At 68.9% G+C, this 25,338-nt stretch carries 27 protein-coding genes and 1 riboswitch; of the genes, 18 read left to right on the top strand and 9 right to left on the bottom strand.

The features are described 5' to 3' along the window. Positions 1–58: 58 nt before the first annotated feature. Positions 59–436 carry a BlaI/MecI/CopY family transcriptional regulator gene (locus DKL51_RS25620; protein WP_109945894.1) on the bottom strand — a complete coding sequence of 126 codons (378 nt, stop codon included), beginning with the start codon at positions 434–436 and terminating at the stop codon, positions 59–61. A gap of 120 nt (positions 437–556) precedes the next feature. Here DKL51_RS25620 and DKL51_RS35160 point away from each other — a divergent pair, with 120 nt between their 5' ends. The 10 genes from DKL51_RS35160 to mmsB all read left to right on the top strand — a co-directional run bounded on the left by DKL51_RS35160 (position 557) and on the right by mmsB (position 11,366). Next, the gene (locus DKL51_RS35160; RefSeq protein WP_165823176.1) at positions 557–718 is read left to right on the top strand and encodes a hypothetical protein; all 162 of its coding nucleotides are present in this window, start codon (positions 557–559) and stop codon (positions 716–718) included. Positions 719–972: 254 nt separating this feature from the next. Further along, a complete protein-coding gene (locus DKL51_RS25615; RefSeq protein ID WP_109945893.1) occupies positions 973–1,209 on the top strand; it encodes a hypothetical protein in 237 nt (78 codons plus the stop codon). Positions 1,210–1,474: 265 nt separating this feature from the next. Beyond that, positions 1,475–1,714: a hypothetical protein gene (locus DKL51_RS25610; protein ID WP_109945892.1), complete on the top strand. Its 240-nt coding sequence runs from the start codon at positions 1,475–1,477 to the stop codon at positions 1,712–1,714. A gap of 422 nt (positions 1,715–2,136) precedes the next feature. Continuing rightward, the gene (locus DKL51_RS25605; protein WP_109965757.1) at positions 2,137–3,126 is read left to right on the top strand and encodes a LacI family DNA-binding transcriptional regulator; all 990 of its coding nucleotides are present in this window, start codon (positions 2,137–2,139) and stop codon (positions 3,124–3,126) included. Next, a complete protein-coding gene (gene araB, locus DKL51_RS25600; RefSeq protein ID WP_109945890.1) occupies positions 3,126–4,871 on the top strand; it encodes a ribulokinase in 1,746 nt (581 codons plus the stop codon). The genes DKL51_RS25605 and araB overlap by 1 nt, the downstream gene beginning before the upstream one ends. Further along, positions 4,868–5,551, top strand: a complete 684-nt coding sequence (locus DKL51_RS25595) for an L-ribulose-5-phosphate 4-epimerase (protein ID WP_109945889.1) — start codon at positions 4,868–4,870, stop codon at positions 5,549–5,551. The genes araB and DKL51_RS25595 overlap by 4 nt, the downstream gene beginning before the upstream one ends. Before the next feature lie 161 nt (positions 5,552–5,712). Next, the gene (gene araA / locus DKL51_RS25590; protein WP_109945888.1) at positions 5,713–7,233 is read left to right on the top strand and encodes an L-arabinose isomerase; all 1,521 of its coding nucleotides are present in this window, start codon (positions 5,713–5,715) and stop codon (positions 7,231–7,233) included. Positions 7,234–7,315: 82 nt separating this feature from the next. Continuing rightward, positions 7,316–8,443: a multiple monosaccharide ABC transporter substrate-binding protein gene (chvE, locus tag DKL51_RS25585; protein WP_109945887.1), complete on the top strand. Its 1,128-nt coding sequence runs from the start codon at positions 7,316–7,318 to the stop codon at positions 8,441–8,443. Between the two features lie 114 nt (positions 8,444–8,557). Beyond that, entirely contained in the window at positions 8,558–10,087 is a 1,530-nt protein-coding gene (gene mmsA, locus DKL51_RS25580; RefSeq protein ID WP_109945886.1) for a multiple monosaccharide ABC transporter ATP-binding protein, read from the top strand. A 7-nt stretch (positions 10,088–10,094) separates the two neighbouring features. Then, on the top strand, positions 10,095–11,366 hold the full coding sequence (mmsB, locus tag DKL51_RS25575) for a multiple monosaccharide ABC transporter permease (RefSeq protein ID WP_109945885.1): 1,272 nt from the start codon (positions 10,095–10,097) through the stop codon (positions 11,364–11,366). Between the two features lie 641 nt (positions 11,367–12,007). Here the strand turns inward: mmsB and DKL51_RS25565 are convergent. From DKL51_RS25565 to DKL51_RS25555, 3 genes are all read right to left on the bottom strand, one after another. After that, on the bottom strand, positions 12,008–12,619 hold the full coding sequence (locus tag DKL51_RS25565) for a DUF1269 domain-containing protein (RefSeq protein WP_109945884.1): 612 nt from the start codon (positions 12,617–12,619) through the stop codon (positions 12,008–12,010). 522 nt (positions 12,620–13,141) lie between these two features. After that, entirely contained in the window at positions 13,142–13,567 is a 426-nt protein-coding gene (locus tag DKL51_RS25560; protein ID WP_243422486.1) for a hypothetical protein, read from the bottom strand. 280 nt (positions 13,568–13,847) lie between these two features. After that, positions 13,848–14,639, bottom strand: coding sequence for a Bax inhibitor-1/YccA family protein (locus DKL51_RS25555; protein ID WP_109945883.1), 792 nt, complete (start codon positions 14,637–14,639; stop codon positions 13,848–13,850). A gap of 98 nt (positions 14,640–14,737) precedes the next feature. Between DKL51_RS25555 and DKL51_RS25550 the strand changes: the two genes are divergently transcribed. Further along, entirely contained in the window at positions 14,738–15,406 is a 669-nt protein-coding gene (locus DKL51_RS25550) for a TetR/AcrR family transcriptional regulator (RefSeq protein ID WP_109945882.1), read from the top strand. Between the two features lie 93 nt (positions 15,407–15,499). Here the strand turns inward: DKL51_RS25550 and DKL51_RS25545 are convergent, their stop codons facing one another. The 4 genes from DKL51_RS25545 to DKL51_RS25525 form a co-directional block, all read right to left on the bottom strand. After that, positions 15,500–15,679, bottom strand: a complete 180-nt coding sequence (locus DKL51_RS25545) for a hypothetical protein (protein WP_109945881.1) — start codon at positions 15,677–15,679, stop codon at positions 15,500–15,502. Between the two features lie 112 nt (positions 15,680–15,791). Then, entirely contained in the window at positions 15,792–16,325 is a 534-nt protein-coding gene (locus DKL51_RS25540) for an HdeD family acid-resistance protein (RefSeq protein ID WP_109945880.1), read from the bottom strand. A gap of 315 nt (positions 16,326–16,640) precedes the next feature. Beyond that, positions 16,641–18,065, bottom strand: a complete 1,425-nt coding sequence (locus DKL51_RS25530; RefSeq protein WP_109945879.1) for an MFS transporter — start codon at positions 18,063–18,065, stop codon at positions 16,641–16,643. Continuing rightward, on the bottom strand, positions 18,062–18,718 hold the full coding sequence (locus DKL51_RS25525) for an ArsR/SmtB family transcription factor (protein WP_243422485.1): 657 nt from the start codon (positions 18,716–18,718) through the stop codon (positions 18,062–18,064). The genes DKL51_RS25530 and DKL51_RS25525 overlap by 4 nt, the downstream gene beginning before the upstream one ends. A 249-nt stretch (positions 18,719–18,967) precedes the next feature. Then, a riboswitch (ZMP/ZTP riboswitch) is annotated at positions 18,968–19,044 on the top strand. A 25-nt stretch (positions 19,045–19,069) separates the two neighbouring features. Between DKL51_RS25525 and DKL51_RS25520 the strand changes: the two genes are divergently transcribed. The 3 genes from DKL51_RS25520 to DKL51_RS35860 all read left to right on the top strand — a co-directional run bounded on the left by DKL51_RS25520 (position 19,070) and on the right by DKL51_RS35860 (position 21,530). Beyond that, on the top strand, positions 19,070–19,939 hold the full coding sequence (locus DKL51_RS25520; RefSeq protein WP_221623239.1) for a metallophosphoesterase: 870 nt from the start codon (positions 19,070–19,072) through the stop codon (positions 19,937–19,939). Between the two features lie 152 nt (positions 19,940–20,091). Next, positions 20,092–20,316, top strand: a complete 225-nt coding sequence (locus tag DKL51_RS25515; RefSeq protein WP_185734921.1) for a hypothetical protein — start codon at positions 20,092–20,094, stop codon at positions 20,314–20,316. Next, the gene (locus tag DKL51_RS35860) at positions 20,313–21,530 is read left to right on the top strand and encodes an Imm21 family immunity protein (RefSeq protein WP_207783912.1); all 1,218 of its coding nucleotides are present in this window, start codon (positions 20,313–20,315) and stop codon (positions 21,528–21,530) included. The genes DKL51_RS25515 and DKL51_RS35860 overlap by 4 nt, the downstream gene beginning before the upstream one ends. A 337-nt stretch (positions 21,531–21,867) precedes the next feature. Here DKL51_RS35860 and DKL51_RS25505 read toward each other — a convergent pair whose 3' ends face one another. Beyond that, complete coding sequence (locus DKL51_RS25505) at positions 21,868–22,755, bottom strand: SMP-30/gluconolactonase/LRE family protein (protein ID WP_109945876.1); 888 nt, start codon at positions 22,753–22,755, stop codon at positions 21,868–21,870. 102 nt (positions 22,756–22,857) lie between these two features. On the opposite strand from DKL51_RS25505, the gene DKL51_RS25500 reads away from it, so the two are divergent. The 4 genes from DKL51_RS25500 to DKL51_RS25485 all read left to right on the top strand — a co-directional run bounded on the left by DKL51_RS25500 (position 22,858) and on the right by DKL51_RS25485 (position 25,272). Further along, positions 22,858–23,229, top strand: a complete 372-nt coding sequence (locus DKL51_RS25500) for a YciI family protein (RefSeq protein ID WP_109945875.1) — start codon at positions 22,858–22,860, stop codon at positions 23,227–23,229. Then, complete coding sequence (locus tag DKL51_RS25495) at positions 23,226–24,434, top strand: RNA polymerase sigma factor (RefSeq protein ID WP_221623238.1); 1,209 nt, start codon at positions 23,226–23,228, stop codon at positions 24,432–24,434. The genes DKL51_RS25500 and DKL51_RS25495 overlap by 4 nt, the downstream gene beginning before the upstream one ends. Positions 24,435–24,835: 401 nt before the next feature. Then, positions 24,836–25,072, top strand: coding sequence for a hypothetical protein (locus DKL51_RS25490; RefSeq protein ID WP_109945874.1), 237 nt, complete (start codon positions 24,836–24,838; stop codon positions 25,070–25,072). Positions 25,073–25,128: 56 nt separating this feature from the next. Continuing rightward, positions 25,129–25,272, top strand: a complete 144-nt coding sequence (locus tag DKL51_RS25485; protein ID WP_165823175.1) for a hypothetical protein — start codon at positions 25,129–25,131, stop codon at positions 25,270–25,272. The last annotated feature ends 66 nt before the right edge of the window (positions 25,273–25,338 follow it).

Here is a 25,338-nt window from a genome sequence, read left to right as displayed (position 1 = left end):
GGCGCGCAGCTGGCGCTGAGCAGCCACGCGGCGGCGGCGATCAGGACGGTGGTGATCATCAGCCCTGCTCGGTGGAGGATTCGGCGGCGGTCAGCAGCTCGACGAGCAGTTGTTCGTCGTCGGCGGAGAGGGTGCCGACGAACCGGGTCAGCACGGCCGTCCGGTCGCCGCCCGCGTCCAGCAGCCGGCGCATCCGCCGCGCGGTCAGCTCGGCCTCGTCGCCGATCAGGCGGTACGTGTACGCCCGACCGGCGCGTACCCGGGTGAGGATGCCCTTGGCGGTCAGCCGGGCCAGTACCGTCATCACCGTGGTGTAGGCCAGGTCGCCGTCGAGCCGGTCGCGTACCTGGGCGGGGGTCAGCGGTCCGGGTGCGCCGGCCAGCGCGGCCAGCACCTGCTGCTCCAGGCCGCCGCGGGGCCGCCGTCCGTGGTCCATGCATGTCTCCTCGCCGTCCCCGTCACCCTACTACCAAGTACGTAGTAGACGAGCCGAGGACGACAAGGATGCGTCGTCAGGGCTTGACGTACTGGGAACGTTCGCCGCCACGATGTGCTGGTGGAACGTGAAAACCTTCGGTCCCACGCGGCGAACACCCGGCGGGTGAGCGCCAACCGCTGGTTCTGGTCGTACGAGCCGTTGCCGGCGCGGTCGCAGTCGGTCCACTCGTTGTCGCCCGGCACGTACACCGGGGACGTGAACGAGTTGACGTTGGTCTAGGCAGCGCCTGATCGGCTGGTCGCACCGCTCCTTGCCGTTCTTGATGTCGCGATCGAAGGCGGCGAATGCGAGCGATGGGCATCGATGTCTGCGATGGGCCCTGGGGACCTGCGCTCGGCCGAGGACGCCGCAACGTCCAGGGACTGCTTCGGCACGCCGATGGTTCACAAAGGGTTCACCCGGGATCCCGCGCGCTGGTGCGCCGAACGGCGAAATCTCGGCGGCGTTACTGTCGACCCTCCCAGGAGTAATTCGTGCAGAAGTCCACCCTGCTGACCGGCGCCGCCGTCGGCCTGACCGTCACCCTGGCCGGGGGCGCCCTGGCGTTCGCCGGCACGGACCGCAACCCCGACCAGGAACGCGCGGCGCACGCCATGCGCGACTTCGGCGTGGCCCACGGCCTGGACCGGTCCTCCAGCGAGGACATCACGTCGGTCGTGTCGTGTTCCTGCGGCCACCGCCGTCGCGCCTCGACCCGTTCCTGGCGTTGAAAGACCACCATCCGCACCTGCCGTGGCACCCGCCCGGACTCCACAGCGTCCCGGACATCGTCCATCTCAACAATCGGCCGCGGCGGCGGCGTCTCCGGAACCAGTTCATCGGTAGCGTCCGGCACCAGCCCAACCGCCGGCGGACCTCACGTCGGCCGCGAATCATCACCGACGACATCTGCAGCCAGCCATCCGGCCCGCGCAGCGCCTCCAACTCCTCGGCCGCCAGTCGGTCCACGGCGCAGTCGTACCACCGCAACGCCCCGTGCAGATCTCCACGTTCGCCGAGCAGTTCGGCGACCAGCATGCAGTGACCGTCGTGCGTCGCCGGATCGCGGCCCAGGCGATCCAGCACCGCGTGCGCCTCCTCGACGCCGCCTTGCGCGAATCGCACCTCGGCGAGTCGCACCATCGCGTAGCAGCCGTCTTCGCCGCCCTCGGCGATCAGTGTGTCCAGCAGGGCGCGGCGCGGCGCGAATGCGCGATGAGGTCGGCGCAATGTTAGCGAACACATCACAACCGAACTGTTCCTGACGGCTGACGGCGTGGCAGGAAACTGCCTGGCCGCTCGGTGGCACAGATGCTTCTCGCCGTGGTCCTCTCAGCGGGCACCCGACATCCACAGCTGCGTCGTTAACGGCATGGAGAGACCGGTATGCGAGGCGAGCTCGCCGATCGTCATGGCTGCGCGAGAACGCCTGGGGAAACACGTGCCGTAACACAACTGAAATTCTTGGCCCTTGACCGCCGGCATGTTAACGGTCACAGTGAAGCATCCGCGACGGCCGCCGCAGCGGGGCGGCGCGGTGCCGGCGTAATCCATGCTATCGATGGGAACCGTCAGTGGGAGATGTCGCGGGGCGGATACCCCGTTCGGGGTTGCTTCCATCCGGGCCGGAGTCCGGCGGCAGGTCCCGGCCACCAGTGATGGCGGACGTGGCTGCCCTGGCCGGCGTGTCGCACCAGACGGTGTCCCGTGTGCTCAACGACAACCCCCGGGTCGCCCCGGACACCCGCCGGCGGGTCGAGGAAGCCATCCGCAAGCTCAACTACCAGCCGAACTCGGTGGCTCGCGCCCTGGTGACCGGCCGGTCGCGCACCCTCGGTGTGGTCAGCTTCGACACCGCGCTCTACGGCCCCGCCTCCACCCTGATCGGGATCCAGGACGCGGCCCACCAGGCCGGCTACCACGTGGCGACGGTCAGCCTCCGCTCCCTCGTCCGGTCCTCCATCCTGGACGCGATCGAGCGGCTCCGGCGCCAGTCGGTGGAGGGCGTGATCATCATCGCACCTGAGCTCTCCGCAGCGCAGGCGCTGGTGAATCTCCCGGCCGATCTGCCGGTGGTGGCGGTGGAGGGTGCCCTGGAGGTGCCCGTGCCGGTGGTGGCGGTCGACCAGCAGTCGGGCGGCCTCCAGGCGACCCAGCACCTGCTGGACCTGGGGCATCCGCTGGTCTGGCACATCAGCGGACCGGTCGACTGGGCCGAGGCGCGCGGACGCGAGCGGGGCTGGCGGATGGCGCTGGAGGAGGCCGGGGTGGCGGCGCCGCCCGCGCTGGTGGGTGACTGGAGTGCACGCTCCGGCTTCCTGCTCGGCCAGCGGCTGGCCGCGGTCCCCGGACTGTCGGCGGTCTTCGCCGGCAACGACCAGATGGCGCTCGGACTACTGCGAGCGCTCCGCGAGGCCGGCCGGGACGTGCCGGGAGACGTCAGCGTGGTCGGCTTCGACGACATCCCCGAGTCGGCGTACTTCACCCCGCCGCTGACTACCGTGCGCCAAGACTTCGCCGAGGTCGGACGGCGCAGCCTGACCCGACTGCTGGAGCAGATCGACGGCGCCCCGCGGGTTGCCGGCACGGACACCGTGCCGGCGGAACTCGTGATTCGGGACAGCGCCGCCCCCTACCGCGCTAGGTAATGAAAGGACCATCGGTGTCGGCCATTCCGCCCCAGTATGTGAACGCTAACACGCCCGAACGTTACGTCGTGGGTGTCGATTTCGGCACCCTTTCCGGCCGCGCCGTAGTGGTGCGGGTTTCGGACGGCGCCGAGTTGGGCAGCGCGGTGCATCCCTACGCCAACGCGGTCATCGACACAGTGCTGCCGGCTAGCGGCGTCCCGCTGCCCCCGGACTGGGCCCTTCAGGACCCGGATGACTACCGCGAGGTGCTGCGCCGGGCGGTTCCGGCGGCGCTACGGGCCAGCGGGGTGGCGCCGGGCGACGTGGTGGGCATCGGCACGGACTTCACCGCCTGCACCGTGCTGCCGACCAGCCGGGACGGCGTCCCATTGTGCGAACTGCCGGACCTGCGGGACCGCCCGCACGCATATCCGAAGCTGTGGAAGCACCACGCCGCGCAACCGCACGCCGACCGGATCAACGCCCTGGCACGGGAACGGGGCGAGACCTGGTTGGCGCGGTACGGCGGCCGGATCTCCGCGGAGTGGCAGTTCGCCAAGGGGCTGCAACTGCTGGAAGAGGACCCGGCGACGTACGCGCGGGCAGATCGGTGGATCGAGGCGGCCGACTGGATCATCTGGGAGCTGTGCGGCGCCGAGACCCGCAACGTCTGCACCGCCGGCTACAAGGGCATCCACCAGGACGACCGCTATCCGTCCCGGGACTTCCTGGCCGCCCTGAACCCCGACTTCGGCGGCTTCGTCAGCGACAAGATCGAGCATCCGCTGCTCCCACTGGGGTCCAGGGCGGGCGGTCTCACCGCCGAGGCAGCTGGCTGGACCGGCCTGCCCGTGGGCATCGCGGTCGGTGTCGGCAACGTCGACGCCCACGTGACCGCGCCGGCCGCCCGGGCCATCGACCCGGGCCAACTGCTCGCCGTGATGGGCACCTCGACCTGCCACGTGATGAACTCCGATCAGCTCGCCGAGGTTCCCGGGATGTGCGGAGTCGTGCGGGACGGCATCACCACCGGCTACTGGGGCTACGAGGCGGGCCAGAGCGGGGTCGGTGACATCTTCGGCTGGTACGTCGAGCACGGGGTGCCGCCGGAGTACCACGAGCGCGCCCGGACCGCCGGCGTCAGCGTGCATGACCTGCTCAGCCGCGAGGCCGCGGAGCAGCCGGTCGGCGCGCACGGCCTGGTGGCACTGGACTGGCACAACGGCAACCGGTCGGTGCTGGTCGACCACCACCTCAGCGGCCTGCTGCTCGGGATGACCCTGCACACCAGGCCGCCGGACGTCTACCGCGCGTTGCTGGAGGCGACCGCCTTCGGCACGCGGGTGATCATCGACGCGTTCGAGGATGCCGGCGTACCGGTGAGCGAGCTGGTGGTCGCCGGCGGTCTGCTCGGCAACCCGGTGCTCATGCAGATCTACGCCGACGTGACCCGGCGTCCCCTGAGCCTGATCGACTCCGTTCAGGGGCCGGCGCTCGGGTCGGCCATCCACGCTGCGGTCGCGGCCGGGGCCTACCCGGACGTACCGGCGGCGGCCGCCGCGATGGGCAAGGTCCGGCGTGCGGTCTACCGGCCGGACCCCGGGCGGGCTGACGCGTACGACGCGCTGTACGCGGAGTACCGGACCCTGCACGACTACTTCGGCCGGGGGACCAATGACGTGATGCACCGGCTCCGCATGATCCGCAACGCCGCCAGGTCGGGCCACTCGCCGGCCGCCACGACGGTGGGTGTGGCCCGATGAGCGCCGCCGACCTCCGGGCCACGGTCGCGGCCCTGCACGCGGAACTCACGCGGTACTCCCTGGTCGCCTGGACGGCCGGCAACGTGTCGGCCCGGGTGCCCGGCGAGGAGCTGATGGTGATCAAGCCGAGCGGTGTGTCGTACGACGAGCTGACCGCGGCGAACATGATCCTGTGCGACCTTGACGGCACCGTCGTGGAGGGGGAGTTCGCGCCGTCCAGTGACACCGCGGCGCACGCCTACGTCTATCGGGCCCGGCCGGACGTCGGTGGCGTGGTGCACACGCACAGCAGCTACGCCTCGGCCTGGGCCGCCCGGGGCGAGGCGATCCCGTGTGTGTTGACGGCGATGGCCGACGAGTTCGGCGGGGAGATCCCGGTCGGGCCGTTCGCGCTGATCGGCGGCGACGACATCGGCCGCGGCATCGTGCAGACCCTCGCCGGCCACCGGTCGCCGGCGGTGCTGATGCGCAACCACGGCGTCTTCACCATCGGCCGGACCGCCCGGGCCGCGGTGAAGGCGGCGGTGATGTGCGAGGACGTGGCGCGCACCGTGCACCTGGCCCGCCAACTCGGCGAGCCGGTGCCGATCGCCCCGGCGGACATCGACGCGCTCTACGACCGTTACCAGAACGTGTACGGCCAGCGCCTGGTCGCCGCACCCCGTTCGTCACCGCGGTGACCGGCTCGTGATGTAACCGTAACAAGCCCTCATTGACGCCATTCATGTGAACGATAACACTGTGAGATGCGACACCGTGTGTCCTCTTTCGACCACCGGGCGAGCACCCCGCCCGCTCCGGTCGAGCGGGAGTCGCACCGATATCGAGGAGCGCACGCGACATGCCGCAGGCAGCACGTCAACAGGTCTGGTTCCTCACCGGAAGCCAGGGTCTCTACGGGCCGCAGACCCAGGCCCAGGTGGCCGACCAGGCGCAGCAGGTGCAGCGCGAGCTGGCCGGCAGCGGGGTGATCGACGCCGAGATCGTCTGGAAGCCGGTGCTGACCGACTCGGCGGCGATCCGGCGGCAGATGCTGGACGCCAACGCGGCGGACGACTGCATCGGGGTCATCGCCTGGATGCACACCTTCTCCCCGGCGAAGATGTGGATCAGCGGCCTGGACGCGCTGCGCAAGCCGATGCTGCACCTGCACACGCAGCTCAACGCCGCGCTGCCGTGGCAGAGCATCGACATGGACTTCATGAACCTGAACCAGGCCGCGCACGGCGACCGGGAGTTCGGCTTCGTGCAGACCCGGCTCGGCGTCGCCCGCAAGACCGTCGCCGGCCACGTGTCGGATCCGGTGCTGCGAGACCGGGTCGCCCGCTGGGTCGACGCGGCCCGCGGGTACGCCCGGCTCCGGTCGCTGCGGCTGGCCCGCTTCGGCGACAACATGCGCGACGTCGCGGTGACCGAGGGGGACAAGGTCGAGGCCGAGCTCCGGTTCGGCGTCTCGGTGAACACGTACGCGGTCAACGACCTGGTGGCCCGGGTGGACGCCGTGTCCGACCAGGCGGTGGACGCCCTCATCGAGGAGTACGCGGACAGCTACCGGTTCGCGCCCGGGCTGGAGTCCGGCGGTGACCGGCACGACTCGCTGCGGTACGCCGCACGGATCGAGCGGGGCCTGCGCGACTTTCTCGACGAGGGCGGGTTCGGTGCCTTCACCACGAACTTCGAGGACCTGGGCGGACTGCGCCAGCTGCCCGGGCTCGCGGTTCAGCGGCTGATGGCCGACGGCTACGGCTTCGGCGGAGAGGGGGACTGGAAGACCTCGGCTCTCCTCGCCACGGTCAAGGCGATGGGCGGCCTGCCGGGTCGGGGAACATCCTTCATGGAGGACTACACCTACCACTTCGGTCCGGGCGAACCGAAGATCCTCGGGGCGCACATGCTCGAGGTCTGCCCGAGCATCGCCGACGGCCAGCCGTCCTGCGAGATCCACCCATTGGGCATCGGCGGCCGGGAGGACCCGGTCCGGCTGGTGTTCGACGCCAGTCCCGGACCGGCCGTGGTGGTCGGCATCGCCGACCTCGGTGACCGGTTCCGGCTGGTGCTCAACGAGGTCGAGGTGGTTTGCCCGGACGAGCCGCTGGTGAGCCTGCCGGTGGCCCGGGCCGTCTGGAAGCCGGCACCCGATCTGTCCACCTCGGCGGAGTCCTGGCTCACCGCCGGCGGACCGCACCACACCGTGCTGAGTCAGGCGGTGCAGACCGAGACGTTCCGGGACTTCGCCACCATGCTGCAGACCGAGCTGCTGGTCATCGACGGGTTGACCAGCAGCGGCCGGTTCGCCGACGAGATCCGCTGGAACCAGGCGTACTACCGCCTGGCCCAGGGCCTGCCGAGCCGAGGCTTCTGACCGCTCCCGCCGGCTCCCGCCGGCGGTCCTCCCGCCCTACCAGCCCCAGATCCCAGTTCCCAGATCCCACTGAGGAGTGAGAATGAGACTCGCCAGGTTGACCACCGCGGTGGTGACCGTGGCACTGGCCACGGCCATGTCCGCCTGCGGTTCGAGCACCAAGATCGCCGACCAGGGTGGCGGCAGCGCCGACTCTGCCGGTGCCCTCGTCGGCGTGACGATGCCGACCAAGTCGTCGGAACGATGGATCGCCGACGGCAACAACGTCAAGGCCGCGCTGGAGAAGCTCGGCTACAAGGTCGACCTGCAGTACGCGGAGAACGACATCCCGACCCAGGTCAACCAGATCGAGAACCAGATCACCAAGGGCGCCAAGCTGCTCATCATCGCCTCGATCGACGGCACCGCGATCACCACGCAGCTGCAGGAGGCCGCCGACAAGAAGATCCCGGTGATCGCCTACGACCGGTTGATCCGCAAGTCGCCCAACGTCGACTACTACGCCACCTTCGACAACTACAAGGTCGGCGTGCAGCAGGCCACCTCCCTGCTGGTCGGCCTCGGGCTCAAGAAGGAGGACGGCTCGGAGGGGACGGCCAAGGGCCCGTTCAACATCGAGTTGTTTGCCGGCTCGCCGGACGACAACAACGCGACCTTCTTCTTCAACGGCGCGATGGACACGCTCAAGCCGTACATCGACAAGGGCACGCTGGTCGTCAAGAGCAAGCAGACGGACTTCAAGACCGTCGCGATCCTGCGGTGGGACCCCGCCACGGCGCAGAAGCGCATGGAGGACCTGATCACCAAGACGTATACCGGCGGCACGAAGGTCCAGGGTGTGCTGTCGCCGTACGACGGTCTGTCGATCGGCATCCTGTCGGCGCTGAAGAGCAGTGGCTACGGCACGGCCGGTCAGCCGTACCCGATCGTCACCGGCCAGGACGCCGAGGTCGCCTCGGTGAAGTCGATCATCGCGGGGGAGCAGTACGCCACCATCTACAAGGACACCCGAAAGCTGGCCGACGTCACGGTGAAGATGGCCGACGCGGTGCTCAAGGGTGCCAAGCCCGAGGTCAACAACACCAAGGACTACGACAACGGCAACAAGGTCGTTCCGTCGTACCTGCTCGACCCGGTGATCGTCTACAAGTCCAACTACAAGGCGGCGCTCGTCGATTCCGGCTACTACACCGCGGACCAGCTGAAGTAATGTCCCGACGTCCGGCTGGCGGTCGCTACCCGCGCTGCCGGCCGGACGCCCGGGCCTGTACGTCGCGGGCACAAACGCCCGTTCAACCCGAAACTGATCGAGAAGGCGGCGGGCATGACCGACGCGATATTGCAGATGCGGGGGATCACCAAGACCTTCCCCGGCGTCAAGGCGCTGCAGGACGTCAACCTCGAGGTGCGACGCGGCGAGATCCACGCGATCTGCGGCGAGAATGGCGCCGGCAAGTCGACGCTGATGAAGGTGCTGTCCGGCGTCTACCCGCACGGGTCGTACGACGGGGAGATCTACTTCGACGGCGGGATGTGCGACTTCGCCGGCATCCGCGACAGCGAAAAGCGCGGCATCGTCATCATCCATCAGGAGCTGGCGCTGAGCCCGTACCTGTCGCTGGCCGAGAACATCTTCCTGGGCAACGAACGGGCCAAGCGGGGCCTCATCGACTGGAACCGCACCAATGCCGAGGCCGCCGACCTGCTGAACCGGGTGGGCCTGCGGGAAAACCCGACCACCGCGGCGAGGGACCTCGGGGTGGGTAAGCAGCAGCTGGTGGAGATCGCCAAGGCGCTCTCCAAGGAGGTGCGCCTGCTGATCCTCGACGAGCCGACCGCAGCCCTGAACGACGAGGACTCCGCGCACCTGCTCGACTTGCTGCGCGGCCTGCGCGATGAGGGGATCACCTGCGTGATCATCTCGCACAAGCTGAACGAGATCGAGGCCGTCGCCGACGCCGTGACCATCCTGCGGGACGGCCGGACCATCGAAACGCTGGACATGCGCGCCGGCGGGGTCACCGAGGATCGGATCATCTCCGGCATGGTTGGCCGCGACCTCGAACACCGGTTCCCGCCGCACGAGTCGACGATCGGTGAGGAGGTGCTGCGCATCGAGGACTGGACGGTGCACAGCCCCACGCAACACGGCCGGGTGGTCGTCTCCGAAGCCCACCTGACCCTGCGCCGCGGCGAGATCGTCGGGCTGGCCGGACTGATGGGTGCCGGCCGGACCGAACTCGCGATGAGCGTGTTCGGCCGCAGCTACGGAGTGGACATCTCCGGCCGCGTCTTCAAGAACGGCAAGGAGATCCAGATCCGGACGGTGGGCGACGCCATCCGGCACGGCATCGCATACGCCACCGAGGACCGCAAGCGGTACGGCCTGAACCTCATCGAAGACATCAAGCGAAACGTGTCCGCGGCCCGGCTGGAGAAGGTGGCAAACCGCGGATGGGTCCACGACAACGAGGAGTACCGGGTCGCCGAGGAGTTCCGGTCCAGCCTCAACATCAAGGCGCCGAGCGTCGCCTCCACCACCGGCAACCTCAGCGGCGGCAACCAGCAGAAGGTGGTGCTGGCGAAGTGGATGTTCACCGATCCGGACGTGCTGATCCTCGACGAACCCACCCGGGGCATCGACGTAGGCGCCAAGTACGAGATCTACGGGATCATCAACCGGCTCGCCGACCAGGGCAAGGCGATCCTGGTCATCTCGTCCGAGCTGCCGGAACTGCTCGGCATCTGCGACCGGATCTACGCCCTGTCCGCCGGGCGGATCACCGGCGAGCTCTCCCGGGCCAACGCCACCCCGGAGCGCCTGATGGCGTACATGACCACGGTAAAGGAGTAGCGGCCCGATGAGCAGCGTCGCGCCCACGAGCGACCAGATCCCGACCAACACCAGCGTCGCGGTGGACCCGGATCTGACCTCGCCACCGACCAACACACCGAGGAGTCGATCCTCGGTCGGCCTGCGCCAGAGCGGCATCTACATCGCGTTCGCGGCGATCATCGTCCTGTTCGAGGTGCTCACCCAGGGCGCTCTGTTGGAGCCGCAGAACATCTCCAACATCGTCGTGCAGAACTCATACATCCTGATCCTGGCGATCGGGATGATCTTGATCATCATCGCCGGCCACATCGACCTGTCGGCCGGCTCGGTCGTTGCGGTCACCGGGGCGATAGCCGCGGTACTCATGGTGAACCAGCACGTGTCCTGGCCGCTCGCCATCGTAATCACGCTGGTCATGGGCGCGCTGATCGGCGCCTGGCAGGGCTTCTGGATCGCGTACTTCGGCATCCCGGCCTTCATCGTCACCCTCGCCGGCATGCTGGTTTTCCGTGCGCTCACCCTCACCGTGCTGGGCAACCAGGGCATCGGCCCGTTCCCGGACAACGTGCGGACGCTGGCCAACGGCTTCACGCCCGGCTTCCTGGGCAATGTCGGCCTCGGTGTGCTGGGTGGAGCGGACCTGTTCTCGCTGATCGTCGGTGTGCTCGCCGTCGCCGGCATCTTCGGGGTGCAGTGGCGGGCCCGGCGCGGCCGGATCGGCTATCGGCAGGCCGTCGACCCGCTGCCGATCTTCGCCCTGAAGCTGGCCGGTGCCGCCCTCGTGCTGATGTTCATCATCGTGCAGATCGCCCGGTTCAAGAACCTGCCGTGGGTGCTGGTGCTGCTGGCGGTTCTCGTGCTGGCGTACACGCTGATCAGCCAGCGGACGGTGTTCGGCCGGCACATCTACGCGGTCGGCGGCAATCTCCAAGCGGCCAGTCTCTCCGGCGTCAAGGTCAAGGCCGTGACGTTCTGGATCTTCGTAAACATGGGCGTGCTCGCCGCGATCGCCGGAATCATCTTCGCCGGCCGGCTGAACCAGGCCGGTCCGACCGCCGGCAACTCCTTCGAACTCGACGCCATCGCCGCCGCCTTCATCGGCGGCGCCGCCGTGCAGGGCGGCGTTGGCAAGGTCGCCGGTGCGATCACTGGCGGCCTGATCATGGCCGTGATCAACAACGGTATGTCCCTCATCGGTTCGCCGAGCGAGCGGGTGATGCTGGTCAAGGGGCTGGTCCTGCTCGGCGCCGTGGCGTTCGACGTGTGGTCCAAGCGTCGCGCCGGCCGGACGCGCTGACGGCCGTGGGCGTGGCGGCGACACAGCGCTGAGCCGATCCGCAGGACAGGCGGGGCCGGTGGCCGGGCGCATGCCCGGCACCGGCTTCGCTCGTCTGGTGAGCCGGTGCTCCTCATCAAGGCCAGCAACCTGCGGGCGACCTTGACCCGAGGACGAGCAACTCACCGTGGATGCGCATGTACCCCACGGGCTGTTCTCGCAGGACAGGCGTAGGCCGGTGCGCGAACGGATCGGATGGTGCGTGGCCGACCGGCTCGCTTGGGGTGAGGTTGCGGTGCCAGTGCAGCACGGTCTCCGGACGTACGAGCAGTCGGATCCCGGCGTCCTTGGCCCGGTCGCTCATGGGTAGCAGGCGCTCCATCGCCAGCGCGTTGGTCACGGCGAAGTACGCCAGTCGAAGTAGCACGAACAGGGATTCTCACCCAGTCACGGTCGGCAATTCGAGGTGCGCCGGAGCCTGGCCCCGGGTGAAATGCCGGTGTAGTGGTCAGACTGGCCCGTGACCAGGGAGGACGACATTCTCGGCAGCCGCAGGGTCAACGCAAGCGTGGACGCCCCCGAGGATTCGCGGTCGGGCCGGGCGGGGCTGCGCGACGTCGATTGGTGGCGACGCGCAGCCCTGCCGGCGTTGAGCGGTGCCGTCAGCCGATGTTCAGCTTCTGCTTGGCGGTGTTGATGTGCTCGTCGAGCTTGGCTCGGAGTTCGGCGCGCTTGCGTTCGCGGAGGACCCGGTTGGCTTCCTTCTGGGCGGCCCCGGCCGCAGCGGCGGCGGCTTCGATCTCGGCGGTGACCTCCGAGGTCGGCTGGCGTTCTACGGTGGCGTCGAAGCGGGCGGCCAGTTGGTCGAGGGGTTCGGGCGTGGTTTCGGCCGCCTCGAGGATCAGGACGGTGGTGCCCGGTGGGATCTCGCGGGACAGCAGCGCCAGGGTGCCGTCCACCTTGGTCGCTCGGTCGATGTCGAAGACGCCTCCGACCAGTGTGCCGGTGCCGAAGCCGAGGAGCAGGCCGAGCGGTCCTCCGAGCACGCCGACCAGCATGCCGATGAGACCACCGGTGGCGGTGCCGGCACCGATCGAGACGTCGCCGAGTTCGGGCATGTGCAAGGTTCCGTCGGGGCGCCGTTCCAGCAGTGCGGCGCTGCGAATGTCGAGGCTGGTCAGGTCGGCGTCCAGCTGCCGGAGCTCGGACAGGCCCTGGTAGGCGTGGCTGGCCTGCGGGAAGCGGATGAGGGCGACGGATTCGGTGACGGTCATCGGGTTCCTCCGTTGACTGGTTCTCTGGTCGATCTATGAGACACCCTGCCTTACAACGAGGTGTGAGGCAAGATGTTTCATAGTGGCGTGCGTCATGGAGCGGTCAGCTGGGCGGTGGCTGCTGTCACCAGTCGTCCATGGCGACTTGGAGGCGGTTTACCGGAAGGACGCGGCCCGGCACGGCGAGCTCCGCATCGATGTTCACGCCGGACGGTGGTTGAGCAGACGGTGGCCCGTTGGCGTACATCCGGTACCGGCGAACTGAACCCGGGGTTTCAGGCCGCGGCTCGGTGCCGCACCGTGACGGGTCGGTAGAACCCAGTGCGCGATGACGGACTCGCGACTCGGTGCGGCCACCGCGGCAGGGGATTTCTTCACCTTGGTCGACGAGTTCGGCAGCAGCTACGTTCGGCGGATCTCCGCACGACCATGGAATCGGACGGGGCACCGGGGAGGCCGCCGCCACTCTCGGGCGACGAGCGGACCGGCGGGGTGCCGGGGGCCTGCGCGACGGGCGCCGCTTCACCCGGGATGCCGGCGGCCGGGAAGCGTGCTCTTCGAGGGTTTCCCGATCGAGCAGGGTGCGGGTGAGGGCGTGAGCTGTTGGCGGTGCTCTTCGAGGGTGGCCAGCGCCTCGGCGTAGCACTCGTCGACGATCCGGCGGGCCTCGCTATCTGCGAGTTCTTTGGTGGCGGGGGCGAGGCCGTCGAGGCCGAGCGGGGACTCGCTGCCGGGGTGGGGCAGCACGGTCATCGGGCCGATCGCCTCAGACATGCCCCAGCGGCCGACCATCTGTCGGGCGATCCGGCTGACCTGGTCGAGGTCGCTTTCCGCGCCCGTGGGGACATCGGCGTACACGGATTGTTCCGCGGCGCGTCCGACCAACGCGCCGACGATCGGGCCGCGCAGGTAACGGGCGGAGTAGCCGTAGCGGTCGGCCTCCGACACCTGTCACGCCGAGTATCGACGCCGCCAGTGGCCCTGTGCTTCCTGTCTGCCATGCCGGAACCGTCGTCCCTTTCGCTGGCACAGAACAGGGTCGGCATGCACCTGCTGGGACGGTGGGCAGGACAGCGGCGGGACCTCTGCGCAGGCGCTATCAGGTCACGATGCCCTGCCAGTCACGTGGAGGAACGGGTCGCCCGACCAAGTCGACGAATCCGCAGCGGGACAGCAACGTCGGTCAGTCGGAGAGTCAACCCAACCGGGTGACCCCGCATCCTCACTGTCAGTCCTCCTGGAAGTAGCTGATCAGGCGGAGGATCTCCAGGTACAGCCAGACCAGTTCGACGAGGATGCCGTACGCGCCGAGCCAGCCGTACTTGCGGGGCAGCTCGGCGGCGATGCTCTCCTCGATCTGGGCGAAGTTGGTGACGAACATGAGCGCGGCCACCACGATGCAGATCAGGCTGAAGATGATGGCGATGCCGCTGCCGTCTCGCAGCGGGCCGGCGGACCCGGTGAACAGCGCGATGACGAGGTTGAGCAGCATCACGACGACGAGGCTGATGGACGCCCCGATCACGACTCGGGTGAACCTGGGTGTGGCGCGGATGATGCGGGCCTTGTAGAGGCTGGCCATCACGAAGAAGACGCTCAGCGTGGCGATGACGGCCTGCGTGACGATGCCGTTCCAGCGGGTCTGGAATGCCTCGCTGACTGCGCCGAGGAAGACGCCCTCGGCGATCGCGTAGGCGAACAGCGGCACCGGGTTGGTGATCTGCGCGAACGAGATGACCAGGCCGAGGACGAGGCCGATGACCATCGAGGCGATCCACACCGGCGCCAGCGCGGTCGTCGGTACGAGCGCCCAGGTCAGCGCCGCGGCCATGACCGTGGCGCCCAGCAGTGACACGGTTTTGACGACGACGTCGTCGAGGGTCATCACGTCCCGGCCGGTCTGCACGGCCACCGGGTGTTGATAGCCCGGCATGCCGTACCCGACCGGCACGTCGACGCGGCTCGCGGGCTGATGGGCGGCGGTGGCCAGTTGCCGCAGCACCGGGTTGGTGGATCTCATCTGGGCACTCCTTTGAACCGGTGGCACCTTCACGTTCTGTGAGACATAATGACTTAGAAATGCGCAGTGAGTCAACGTGTCTCATAGTGAGGTGTGTCATGGTTGATGAGCCGACCGATCCGCGGGCGGTGCGTAGCCGGGAGGCGATGGTGTCCGCTGCGAGTGCCCTGCTGGCCGAGGAGGGCCTCGAGGCGGTGACGCATCAGGCGGTGGCGGCCCGGGCCGGGGTGGGCCGCGCCACGGTTTACCGGCATTGGCCGCAGTTGCTCGACCTGCGGCTGGCCGTGCTGTCCGCCGGCGAGCACGAGCTGCCGCCGGTACCTGCGCACCTGACCGCAGCTTCCGGCGCTGACCCACGCGCCGAACTGGCCTTTCACCTGCGAACCATCGCCACGCGGTTCCACCAGTCGGCGAACGCGGTGATCGCCGCCGTCACCGGCGGCGCCGAATATGACGAAGCTATGCGACGACTGCGCGAGAAACTGGTGACGCCGATGATCGATTCGCTTCGCCCCGCCCTGACCGTGGCGGTGGAACGCGGGCTGTTGCGGACCGACACGACGGCGGAAACGTTCGCCATGGCCACCATCGGACCGCTGTTCTACCAGCGGTTCCTGCTCGGCAACCCCCTCGACGACGCAACCGTCGACGCAGTCCTCAGCACCGCCTGGCGGGCGTACGCCCCGACACCGCCGCCACGGCCTCGTTCCAGCCGCGGCACGGAGGTTGCCCAGACGGGGAGTCGAGGAAGATCAAAAGAAAAGTAGCCTCTCCGCGAACGGCCTGGCATTCGGCGGTACGGACGAGACCGAACGCCTGCCGCGCACGCGGGCCCCGCCGGGCAGTCGAGACGATCGAGGCTAACGAGCAGGCGGCTCCTGGCGGTACCAGCCGGTGAGCCAGCAGACGCACCGGTCGGTGTGCCGGGCCCCAGCATGGAAGGAGTCGCCCTCCCAGCGGACGGCCACGTCGTCGGCCAGCGCCGCGACCTCCTCGTGCTCGAACAGGTCTTCGCCTCCAGATGCCGCTCCCGCCGCCATCGGCGCACCACGCCAAGCTGGCCACGCCAACATCGCCGCCGCCAAGCTCCACCGCGCCTGCGAAGCAATCGGCCACTGGCGCTACCGGGCATCACCTGACAACCCGTTGGGGTCAGCCGGCCGGGCGCGCCTGGTAGAGAGGCGAGCGCCGCAGCCGCCAGGCCGCCGCCAGCATCAGAACGCCGGCCACGATCGCGTACGCGCCGATCACCCGCGCGATGAACACCGCGCCGACGTCGGGGCGGACGAGAATGAGCACCCCGGCCAGGACCGACACGATGCCGACCACGGCCAGTAACCCCCAGCCGCGTAGGCGCGTCGCAGCCCAGATCTCGAGGACGCCGATGACGATCGCCCAAATGCCGATCACCACAGCCAGCGCCAACGCGGTGATCGCGGGCCACACCAGCGTCACCAGGGCGATCGCCACGCCGAGCAGACCCGCCAGGATCAGCAGCGCCCGAGCTCTGCCCGCCTGACCACGGCTGAACCCCGCCGCCAGTTGGAGCGCTCCGCTAACGAGCGCGTACGCGCCGAACAGCAGGGCGAGGGCGAGCGCCGTCACGGAGGGCCACACCAGGGCCAGCAATCCGAACACGATGGCGGCCGCTCCGCGCAGGGCCAGTGCCCAGACGACATTTCGCATCCCGTTGCTCCTCGATGGGACGGGGCCCCTCGGGCCTTCGCAACGTTCCGTCTAAAGGCTACGCACCCTTTACTCCGAATCGAGGGGAATTCTCAATTCAGAGTGCGCCGAGCGGGTTCAGACGCAACGGCCGTGAAGCTCGCGCCGCTGGCGCTCCTGACCCGGCATTTCCCGAGTGAAATCCGTACGCGACGGATCATCCTCGGCGCCTCGGTCGGGTTCGGCTTCGCGGCCCTGCAGACGGCCGGGGTGCGCCGTCACCGTGCTGGTCACCGTCAACGGGCTGTCGCCTGCTGTTCTCGATGGCGGCAGCACCTACCTCACGCTTCCTGCTCCGGGCCCATTCTGCGCAGCGGCATGGGGTCCTGCCTCGGAAGACGCCCTCTGATCCCGATGAGGTGGTCCAGCTGATGCAGGAGGAGGTTCTGGTCGATTGCGCGGGCCGGGCGGTGGCGTACTCTGCCGCCGTTCGGCAGGCGAGGTGTCAGTCGCCGGCTCGTCGATGGTGGCGATGTGACGCACCGGCGAGGCGAGGAGCCACAGTACGGCGAGGGTACCGCCAAGGCCGGCGACGACCAGCGTCGGTCTCAGGCCGATGGTGGTGCCCAACCAGCCGCCGACCAGCGCTCCGAGCGGTCTGATCCCGTAGTTGACGGCGCTGTAAGCGCCCGCCCGGCGTCCCCGCGCGTCGTCGGGCGTGACCGAGGTGAGCAGGGCGTTGAGGTTGACGTCCATCAGCATCACACCGACGCTGGATACCAGTTCGATGGCCGCGAGCGCCGCGATTCGGGCCCAGGTTGGGCCGGACACGAACGCTGTCAGCGCCAAGGGTGCGGGAAAGAGGACCACGCCGATCATCGCGGTGCGGCCCAGTCCGATGGTCCGGGAGACCCGGGGTGCCAGTGCCGCACCAGCCAGTCCACCTACCGCCCCGATGCCGAACGCGATGCCGATAGCGCCGGCCGACAGACCAAGCTCGCGGCTGGCATACAGCACGAGCAGTGCGTTGGTCATGAGGGTGAAGAAGTTGACCGTGCTGGTGCAGCCGAGAGCGGCGCGCATCACCGGATGACGCAGCACCAGCATGAGTCCGTCGCGGACCAGGCCAAGCGTCGATGACCGCGTTGGCGCCGGCCGGGCCTCGGCCACCGGAATCCGGCCGATCAACAGCGCGGAGCCGAGGAAGGACACCACGTCGACGAGGACCGCGACCGGGGCGGTGAGGGCCTGGACCAGGCCGCCGCCGAGGGCCGGCCCGGCCACGAACGAGGCCGCACGGCTCAGACTCAGCTTGCTGTTCGCCTCCACGTAGGCCGACGGCGGGACCAGAGCGACGAAGAACGCCTGGCGCGCCATGGCGAACAGGACCGCACCAGCCCCGGTGAGCAGGGCAACCAGATAGAGCTGAGTCAGCGTGACCACGTCCAGTAGGTAGGCCACCGGAAGGCTGAACAGCACCGCCGCGCGGACCAGGTCGGCCACGATCAGCAGGCGGCGCTTGCGGGTCCGCTGATCCACCCACGCGCCGACGAACATGCCCAGCAGGTAGGGCAGCCAGATCAGCGCGGTAAGGACGCTGACCTGCGCGGGCGTCGCGGCGAGGACGGTGACAGCGATCAGCGGCAGGGCCAGCTCGCTGATCCGGTCGCCGAACTGGGAGATCGTTTCGCCGATCCAGAAAGTCCGAAACCGACGATTGTCGCGCAGGACCGTCCGGGGTGCCGTGCCTGTGGCGGTCATGACGCCGCCGGGTCGTCGCCGGGCTCAGGCAGCAGATAGCGCAGCATCCGGACGAGCCGCGCTCCGTCCGGCAACTGGCCACCCTTACGCCGGACGTACGGCGCGAGCAGTGCCTCGATCGCTTCTTCGAGCTGCCGCAACTCGTCAGCAGTAACGGCGAACCGGGTATCGGCCAACCCCGCCAGGGCTCGCCACTCCGGATCCAGCCGCGGCTCGTCCCGCAGTGACCACTGCACGGGCGCCTCCGCGGATCGGGCGAACATCTCGGCGCGCAGCTGCCGCGCCGCGTCCTGACCCTCTGCATCGTCTGGCGTGGTGAACCGGAACCCCCTGGCTGCCGCCTGCCACCACCGCTCTCGCTTACTCGTCGCGCCGTCCCAGTCGGTGACCAAACCGAAGGAAGCGAGGTGCCTCAGGTGCCAGCTGACGACCGATGGCGTGGCACCGACGTGCGGTGCGAGCTGGGTCGCCGTCGCGGGGCCGTGTCGCTGCAGCCGGTCAAGCAGGGCCAGCCGTACCGGATGAGCCAACGCGCGCAGCGCCTGCGGAGAGGTCAGCTCGACATCTCCGTAGGGATTCGTGAGAGACATGTTTCGAAAGTAGTCTCTCAGATCGACCCGGTCAACCCCGCTGCTTCCCGGCGATGACGTCAACGACTGCCGTACGCGCTTGACAGGTTCAGTGAAGCCGGAACACCGACCCGGCCGAGGCGTGCGCAGCCACTGGCTGCCAGCGGTCCGCATCCAGTCCGCAATAGGTCGACGGATGGCGGGGAGTGGTGTGAGATGTTGAGAGGCATTTCCGCTTCGGGTCCGTGGGGTTATGTCCGTTTCGGGTGGCTGGTTCTGTCTCGCGGATCATCCAGACAATGCGATTGCCGCGCGATGATCGTCGGGCGTAGGTTGTGCACACACGACTGGCGCGGGTGGGCGACCACCGGGGAGTGAAGGTCGGGGCGTCGACCGCCTGGGTGCCCCTTGTCGATGAGACGAGGAGAGGCGCCCGTGACCGTCCGCCACCGGATCCTGCAACTGTCCGACACCCACCTGAACAGCCCTGACGTCGATGCCTCCGCAGCGCTGGCGCGCATCCTGTACGACGCGTGCTTCGTGCCGGAAGTGGATCTGGTCGTCGTGAGCGGCGACATCGCCGACGACGGCTCCGCCGAAGGCTGCGCGGGCGTGCGCGAGCAGGTGGGCCGGTTCGGCGCCGAGCGGGGCATTCCGCATGTTTACTGCACGGGCAACCACGACACCCGTGAGGCGTTCGCGGCCGCCCTCGGCTCCGGGCACCTGGCCGCCGACGGCACCGACATCGGCACGACCATGGCGGGTGCGTCCGGCGAGCGCGCCGCCGTCAGCAGCGTTGCTGGGCTGCGTGTGATCACACTGGACAGTCTCGTGCCCGGCCAGGTGCACGGGCATCTCGACCCAGCCCAGCTGGCCTGGCTGCGTGACGTGCTGGCTGAACCCGCTGCGGCGGGCACGGTGCTCGTGCTGCACCACCCGCCGATCGCCGTGCCCACCTCCCCGATCATGGACAGCGTGAACCTGCGTAACGCCGGCGATCTGGCCGATGCGGTACAGGGCACCGACGTCCAGGCGATCCTGTGCGGTCATTTCCACCTGCAGCTGTCCGGCCTGCTGCGGGGCATACCGGTGTGGGTGACGCCCGGCGTAGTCACCCGCATCGACTTCACCGCGCCGCCGCGGCGGGAGCGCGCGGTACTGGGCGCCGGGGCCACCGTGGTGGATCTCGGCGGCCCGACCTCCCCGCTCTTCCACGTGCTGCACGCCCGCGACCCGCGGGCCGGCGAGCAGGTGTACCTCGTCGACGCGGTGTCGGGCGAGGACGTCGTGGGCGAGGAGCCATGAGGGGCGGGCCAGCTGGCCTCGCCGAGCCGGTGCAACCACCCACAGGCTCCGGTCCAGCAGGTTGCGCCGGGCAGCAACAGCTCCGGCACAGCCAACTCGGCGTCGCTCAGATCTCCGCGAGCCAGCGCATCCTGCGGGACGAGCGTCTGACCGTGACCCGCCAAGGCAGCGGTGCCTTCTTCTACCCGGTCGTGGAGCACACGGTGATGATCGAGGGGAAGGAAGTCGGGATCTTCGATCCGATGGGCAAGGATGCGATCCTGTTCCATCGGGCCATCAGCGACGACGAGACGTCGGACGCGCCGCAGTACGTGGAGCAGGCCCGAACATGGTTCGACTCCATGTGGTCCACGATCGCCCGTGAGTATCAGCCGTGACCCGGCCGCACGACCGGCTCACCGAAATCGCTGAGCGTGCCGAGGCTGTACTTCTCGACTTCGACGGCCCGATCTGCAGCGTCTTCGCGGGCAAGTCCGCGCCGAGCATCGCCGCCGACCTTCGCCAACTGATCGTCAGCGAAGGTGTTGACCTGCCCAGCGAGCTGCGCGACCAGGACGACCCGCTGGAACTTTTCCGCGCGACAACCGCGTTCGCGCCCCAGCTGGCCGACACGATTAGTGCGGCCCTTGAGACAGCGGAGGTCGAGGCGGCCGCAACCGCGGAGACGACGATCGGAGCCTTCGATGTCGTCCGCGCGTGTCTCGCCACCGGGCGAGCCCTTGCCATCGTCAGCAACAACTCCACCGCAGCCATCAGCACCTACCTCGGACGCCGCGACCGCGCCCGGTACTTCGCCGCCGTCATCGGACGGGGTGAGCGTCCGGAACTGATGAAACCCAGTCCGATCCCGGTCGTGCAGGCACTTCAGGCTCTGAACGTCCGACCCAGCGCCGCCGTCTTGGTGGGTGACTCCACCACTGACATCGAAGCCGCCCATGCCGCTGGCGTCGCCTGCATCGGGTACGCCAACAAGCCGGGCAAGGCGGAGCGCCTTGCCGCCGCTGGCGCCGATGCGATCGTCACGGACATGAGCGACCTGGCGGGTGTCCTCGCCAGCACGCGTAAGCCAGAAAGCGGGCTGCCGTGGGTCGAGTCGGGAGGCGGACCACTCATCGTCGTGCCGTCGTCAGCCCTCACCCAGTGGAGGGGCGCACCGTTCGACTTTGACCCGGGCGACCTGGACACGTGGGGGGATTATGGCCGGGCCTGCCAGATCGACGGCTACGCCGGCACCCTGGATGTCGGTGACGACCAGGCGCTCGTCCTTGGCGACGAACCAGCATCCACCACGTACCTTCCGGATCAGCGGCTCTTCGTCCGGTGGATCTACGCCGACTCCGAGGAAGACGTCATCCGCCTGATCCCCAAAGCCGTCGCGATGGCCGACTGGGAAGACGCAGGTACTTGGACGACCAGCGGACCGGCGCATTTGTTCGACTCCACGCTCGCCGGCGACGAGCTGGAGCACGAACACCACCTCACCGTCGACGTAGCTCCCGGCACCTACCTGATCCGCACCGCCTACGTTGATCCCGAGGATGGGACAGCACTGGCGCTGGTCCAACTGTCCGAGCAGACGCTGCCAGGCTGAGCGTCGCCTGATCGATCCACACGGACACGGTGGCCGTATGTGATCCGACAACAGATCCGCGACACATGTCCGCGAACTGATGTGCGACAGGTCCAGCGACCTAGATGCCGTTCTCTGGACGTGCACCACGTGCACGACAGATGTCGGGGACTGCGGTTTGCCGGCTCCGACTCATCGGATTTGGTCCGCCGCGCGTCATGGGCGGGGCGCTGGCCAGGAAGGGCACTGCATGACGCCAGGAGTTGATATTCATCGGCTCACTCAACCTGGCCCATACTGGCTGGATCGAACCAGCTTGGATCAATCCGCCACGGGCTGCCGTCCAGGAAGGGGCACCCTACCAGCCCGGCGCCTCGTTGGTTTGGGCTCGTGGGGGCGCGGGGACGGAGACGTCCAGGGCCAGAATTCGGCCGGTAGGGTCACCGGTGAACATCGCCGGGCCCTTGGACCAGTCGCCCACCACCATGAACAGTGTCCGCCCGTCCGGGCCGCCGAGGGCGCACGAGAAGCAGCCGAGCCCGGTATCGACGGTCTGCAGCACCTCGCCACCTTCGCGTACCCGTACGCAGCGATGGTTGGGCACGTCTGCGTACCAGACGGCACCCTCGGCATCGAGGCAGATGCCGTCGGGAGCGGCCGCCTCGCCCAGACAGGCCCAGACCCGACGGTTGGCGAGGCTGCCGTCGGGTGCGATGTCGAACGCGGTCAGCATGTGGGCGTACGACTCCGCGACGATCAACGTCGAGTTGTCGGGCGTGACGGCCATCCCGTTTGGGAAGCCGAACCCGTCCGCCACCTGGCGAACCGCGCCGTCGGGGGTGGCCAGGGCGGCCAGCCCCGGCCGGAAGTCTCCGCCGGGGAAGTCGAACGCGATGTTGTTGAGGTACGCGTTGCCGCGGCTGTCCACCGCAATCTCGTTCCAATGCTGCACGTCGAACGCGCCGCTGAGGTCGGCGTGGGTGACAAGGCTGCCGTCCGTCTCTTGCCGTACGACGCTGCGGGTGGCTCCCGAGACGAGCAGGAGCCGACCGTCGGGGAGCCAGTCGAGGCAGACCGGGCTGAAGCCGCCGTCGCCCGGTGGCCGGAGCATCACGTCGCTCTTACCGTCCAGGTCGACCGCGATGATCTCCTGGCGGGCCCAGTCGGCGAACCACAGGCGGCCGTCGTGCCAGCGGGTCGACTCGCCGAAGACGATCCCGTCCATCAGTGTGCGTAGGTCGGACATCGGAGATCCTCCTCTGTACCGGCGTCCCCGTCGGACGCCACTCATACGGTATGTAGAAGCTGGGCGGCCGGTTTCGACATCTGGACAACCGAGGAGGCACCCATGAAGTACGTGATCCTGATCCGACACAACCCGAAGGCCCGCGAGGTCTGGGCGAGCATGCCCCCCGAGCAGCGCGCCGAGGGGCTGGCTGTCTACGCGGCGCTTACCGAGGACCTGGTCCAATCCGGGGAGTTGATCGTGTCGGAGGCGCTAGCCGACCCGTCGATGGCCAAGCGGGTCAGCGTGCGCGACGGCGAGGTGATTGCCAGTGACGGGCCGTTCGCCGAGGTCAAAGAGCACTTGGCCGGCTTCTACCTGATCGAGTGCGACAGCATCGACCGGGCCGTCCAGTACGCCGCCCGCATTCCCGAGGCCGACTTCGTCGAGATCGAGGTGCGCCCCGTCCTCGACCACATCAGCGTAGACATGTGACGGCGGCCATCCCGGGCCTTCTGCGGGAGCTCACCCCGCGGGTCCTCGGCGTGCTCGTACGGCGGTTCGGCGAGTTCGACCAGTGCGAGGACGCCGTCCAGGAAGCGCTGCTGTCGGCCGCCCAGCAGTGGCCGTCCGACGGGGTGCCGGCCAACCCCACCGGCTGGCTGGTCACTGTCGCTTCCCGGCGGTGGACCGAGATGTGGCGCAGCGAGACCGCCCGGCGCCGACGCGAGACGAACGCCGCACAGCTCGAGCCGCCGGCCGCCCCGCCGGCCCCGGCGGAGGACGATACGCTCACCCTGCTGCTGCTGTGCTGCCATCCGGCCCTTACCCCGGTATCGCAGGTCGCGCTGACGCTGCGGGCCGTGGGCGGCCTCACCACAGCGGAGATCGCCCGCGCGCTGCTGGTCCCAGAGGCGACCGTGGGCCAACGGATCAGCCGCGCGAAGCAGCGTCTCAAAGGAACACAGTTCACCCTGCAGCCAGCGGCGGAGCTGGCCGACCGGATGGTCGCCGTCCGGCATGTCCTGTACCTCATCTTCAACGAGGGCTACACCGCCAGCTCCGGGCCTACCCTGCAACGGGTCCAGCTCAGCGTCGAGGCGATCCGCCTGACCCGGCAGCTGCACGCACTCCGGCCCCATGACGGAGAGGTCGCCGGACTGCTCGCGCTCATGCTGCTCACCGATGCCCGCCAGCCGGCCCGTACCGACAGCGACGGCGCGCTCATCCCGCTGGCGGAGCAGGACCGCACCCGATGGGACAGGGCCGCCATCAACGAGGGGACCGCCCTCGTCACCCGGGCCCTGGCCACGGCCGAGCCGGGGCCGTTCCAGCTGCAGGCCGCGATCGCCGCCGTGCACGACGAGGCGGCCACGGCGGCCGAGACCGACTGGCCGCAGATCCTCGTCCTCTACGACCTACTGCACCACGTCGCGCCCGGGCCGATGGTCACGCTCGGCCGTATCGTCGCACTGTCGATGGTGGATGGCCTACGGGCGGGGCTGCGCGCGCTTGACACCGCCGCGGGCGAGCCGGTACTCGCCGGCCACCACCGGTTGCACGCGGTCCGGGCCCACCTACTCGACCTGACCGGCGACGCGGCCGGCGCGCGAGCCGAGTACGAGCTGGCCGCGCGGCGGACCCTCAGCATCCCGGAACGTGCCTACCTCGAGTCGCGGGCTCACCGTCGGTCGTCGTAGTCGAAGCCGTTCATGCCGGTCATGACAATGACGACCGGTCCTGTCGGCGAATGCAGCACGGGGTCGTCGGCGGGAGCCGTTGCCGCCGACGACCGTGGCGGTCGTGCCTGCGGCGTGGAGATGACGCCAGAACCAGCGTTGGCGGTGCTTGCCCTGGCTACCTCCCGCGGTTGAACTCGGCCATGAGGCGACGGTGGGTTTCGCGGGCGGCGGCAAGTTCCTCGTCACGTTCCTCGAGGATGCCTTGCAGGTCGAGCACCCGCTGGCGCTGGTCGTGAAGCTCTGCCTGAACGTCTGTGGTGTCGAGTGGGCTAAGAGGCCGCTGCAGTCGGCGGCGTGGGCGCCGAGCAGCTCGGACAGGCGGGTTTCGAGGTCGTTGATGGGCCGCTGCAGTCTGCGGCGTGTTCGTGCAGGTTGGCGTTGTCGGCGAGCAGGGAGCGGCGGCTGACGGTCGTCGTGGCTTGGCCGGGTTCGGTACCGGCGGCTGGCGGGTCGGCTGCGGCTACAACCGCGGCGTGCAGGTCCGCGTGGCGGTGGATGAACGAACGGTGCACTCGTCGATCACCACCGACCAATCCGATGCCCGCCCCGGCCAGCACACGCGGGGCGGCACTGACGAAAGGACCGATAATGGCTGACGGAGCCGTCGGCAAACGATGCGGATGCGTCCACGACGGCAAGCGCGCTCACCCACGTGTTCGCCGACGCCGCCGGGTGGATCGCCGACGTGGTCGCCGCGCGGGCACCGCAGGCGACCTACTGCCTGGACCCCTATCACCTGGTCAGTGGACTGTCCAACGCCCGCATCGAAGCCAACAACTGCACCTACGGGTGCTGACCCGCCAACCGACGGCTACCGCAGCGGCACAGCGCTGATCACCATGGCCAACCTCCGACGAGGCGG

It is taken from the genome of Micromonospora globispora (assembly GCF_003857015.1).
GTDB lineage: Bacteria > Actinomycetota > Actinomycetes > Mycobacteriales > Micromonosporaceae > Micromonospora > Micromonospora globispora.
This window is presented reverse-complemented; position numbering and strand designations above follow the sequence as displayed.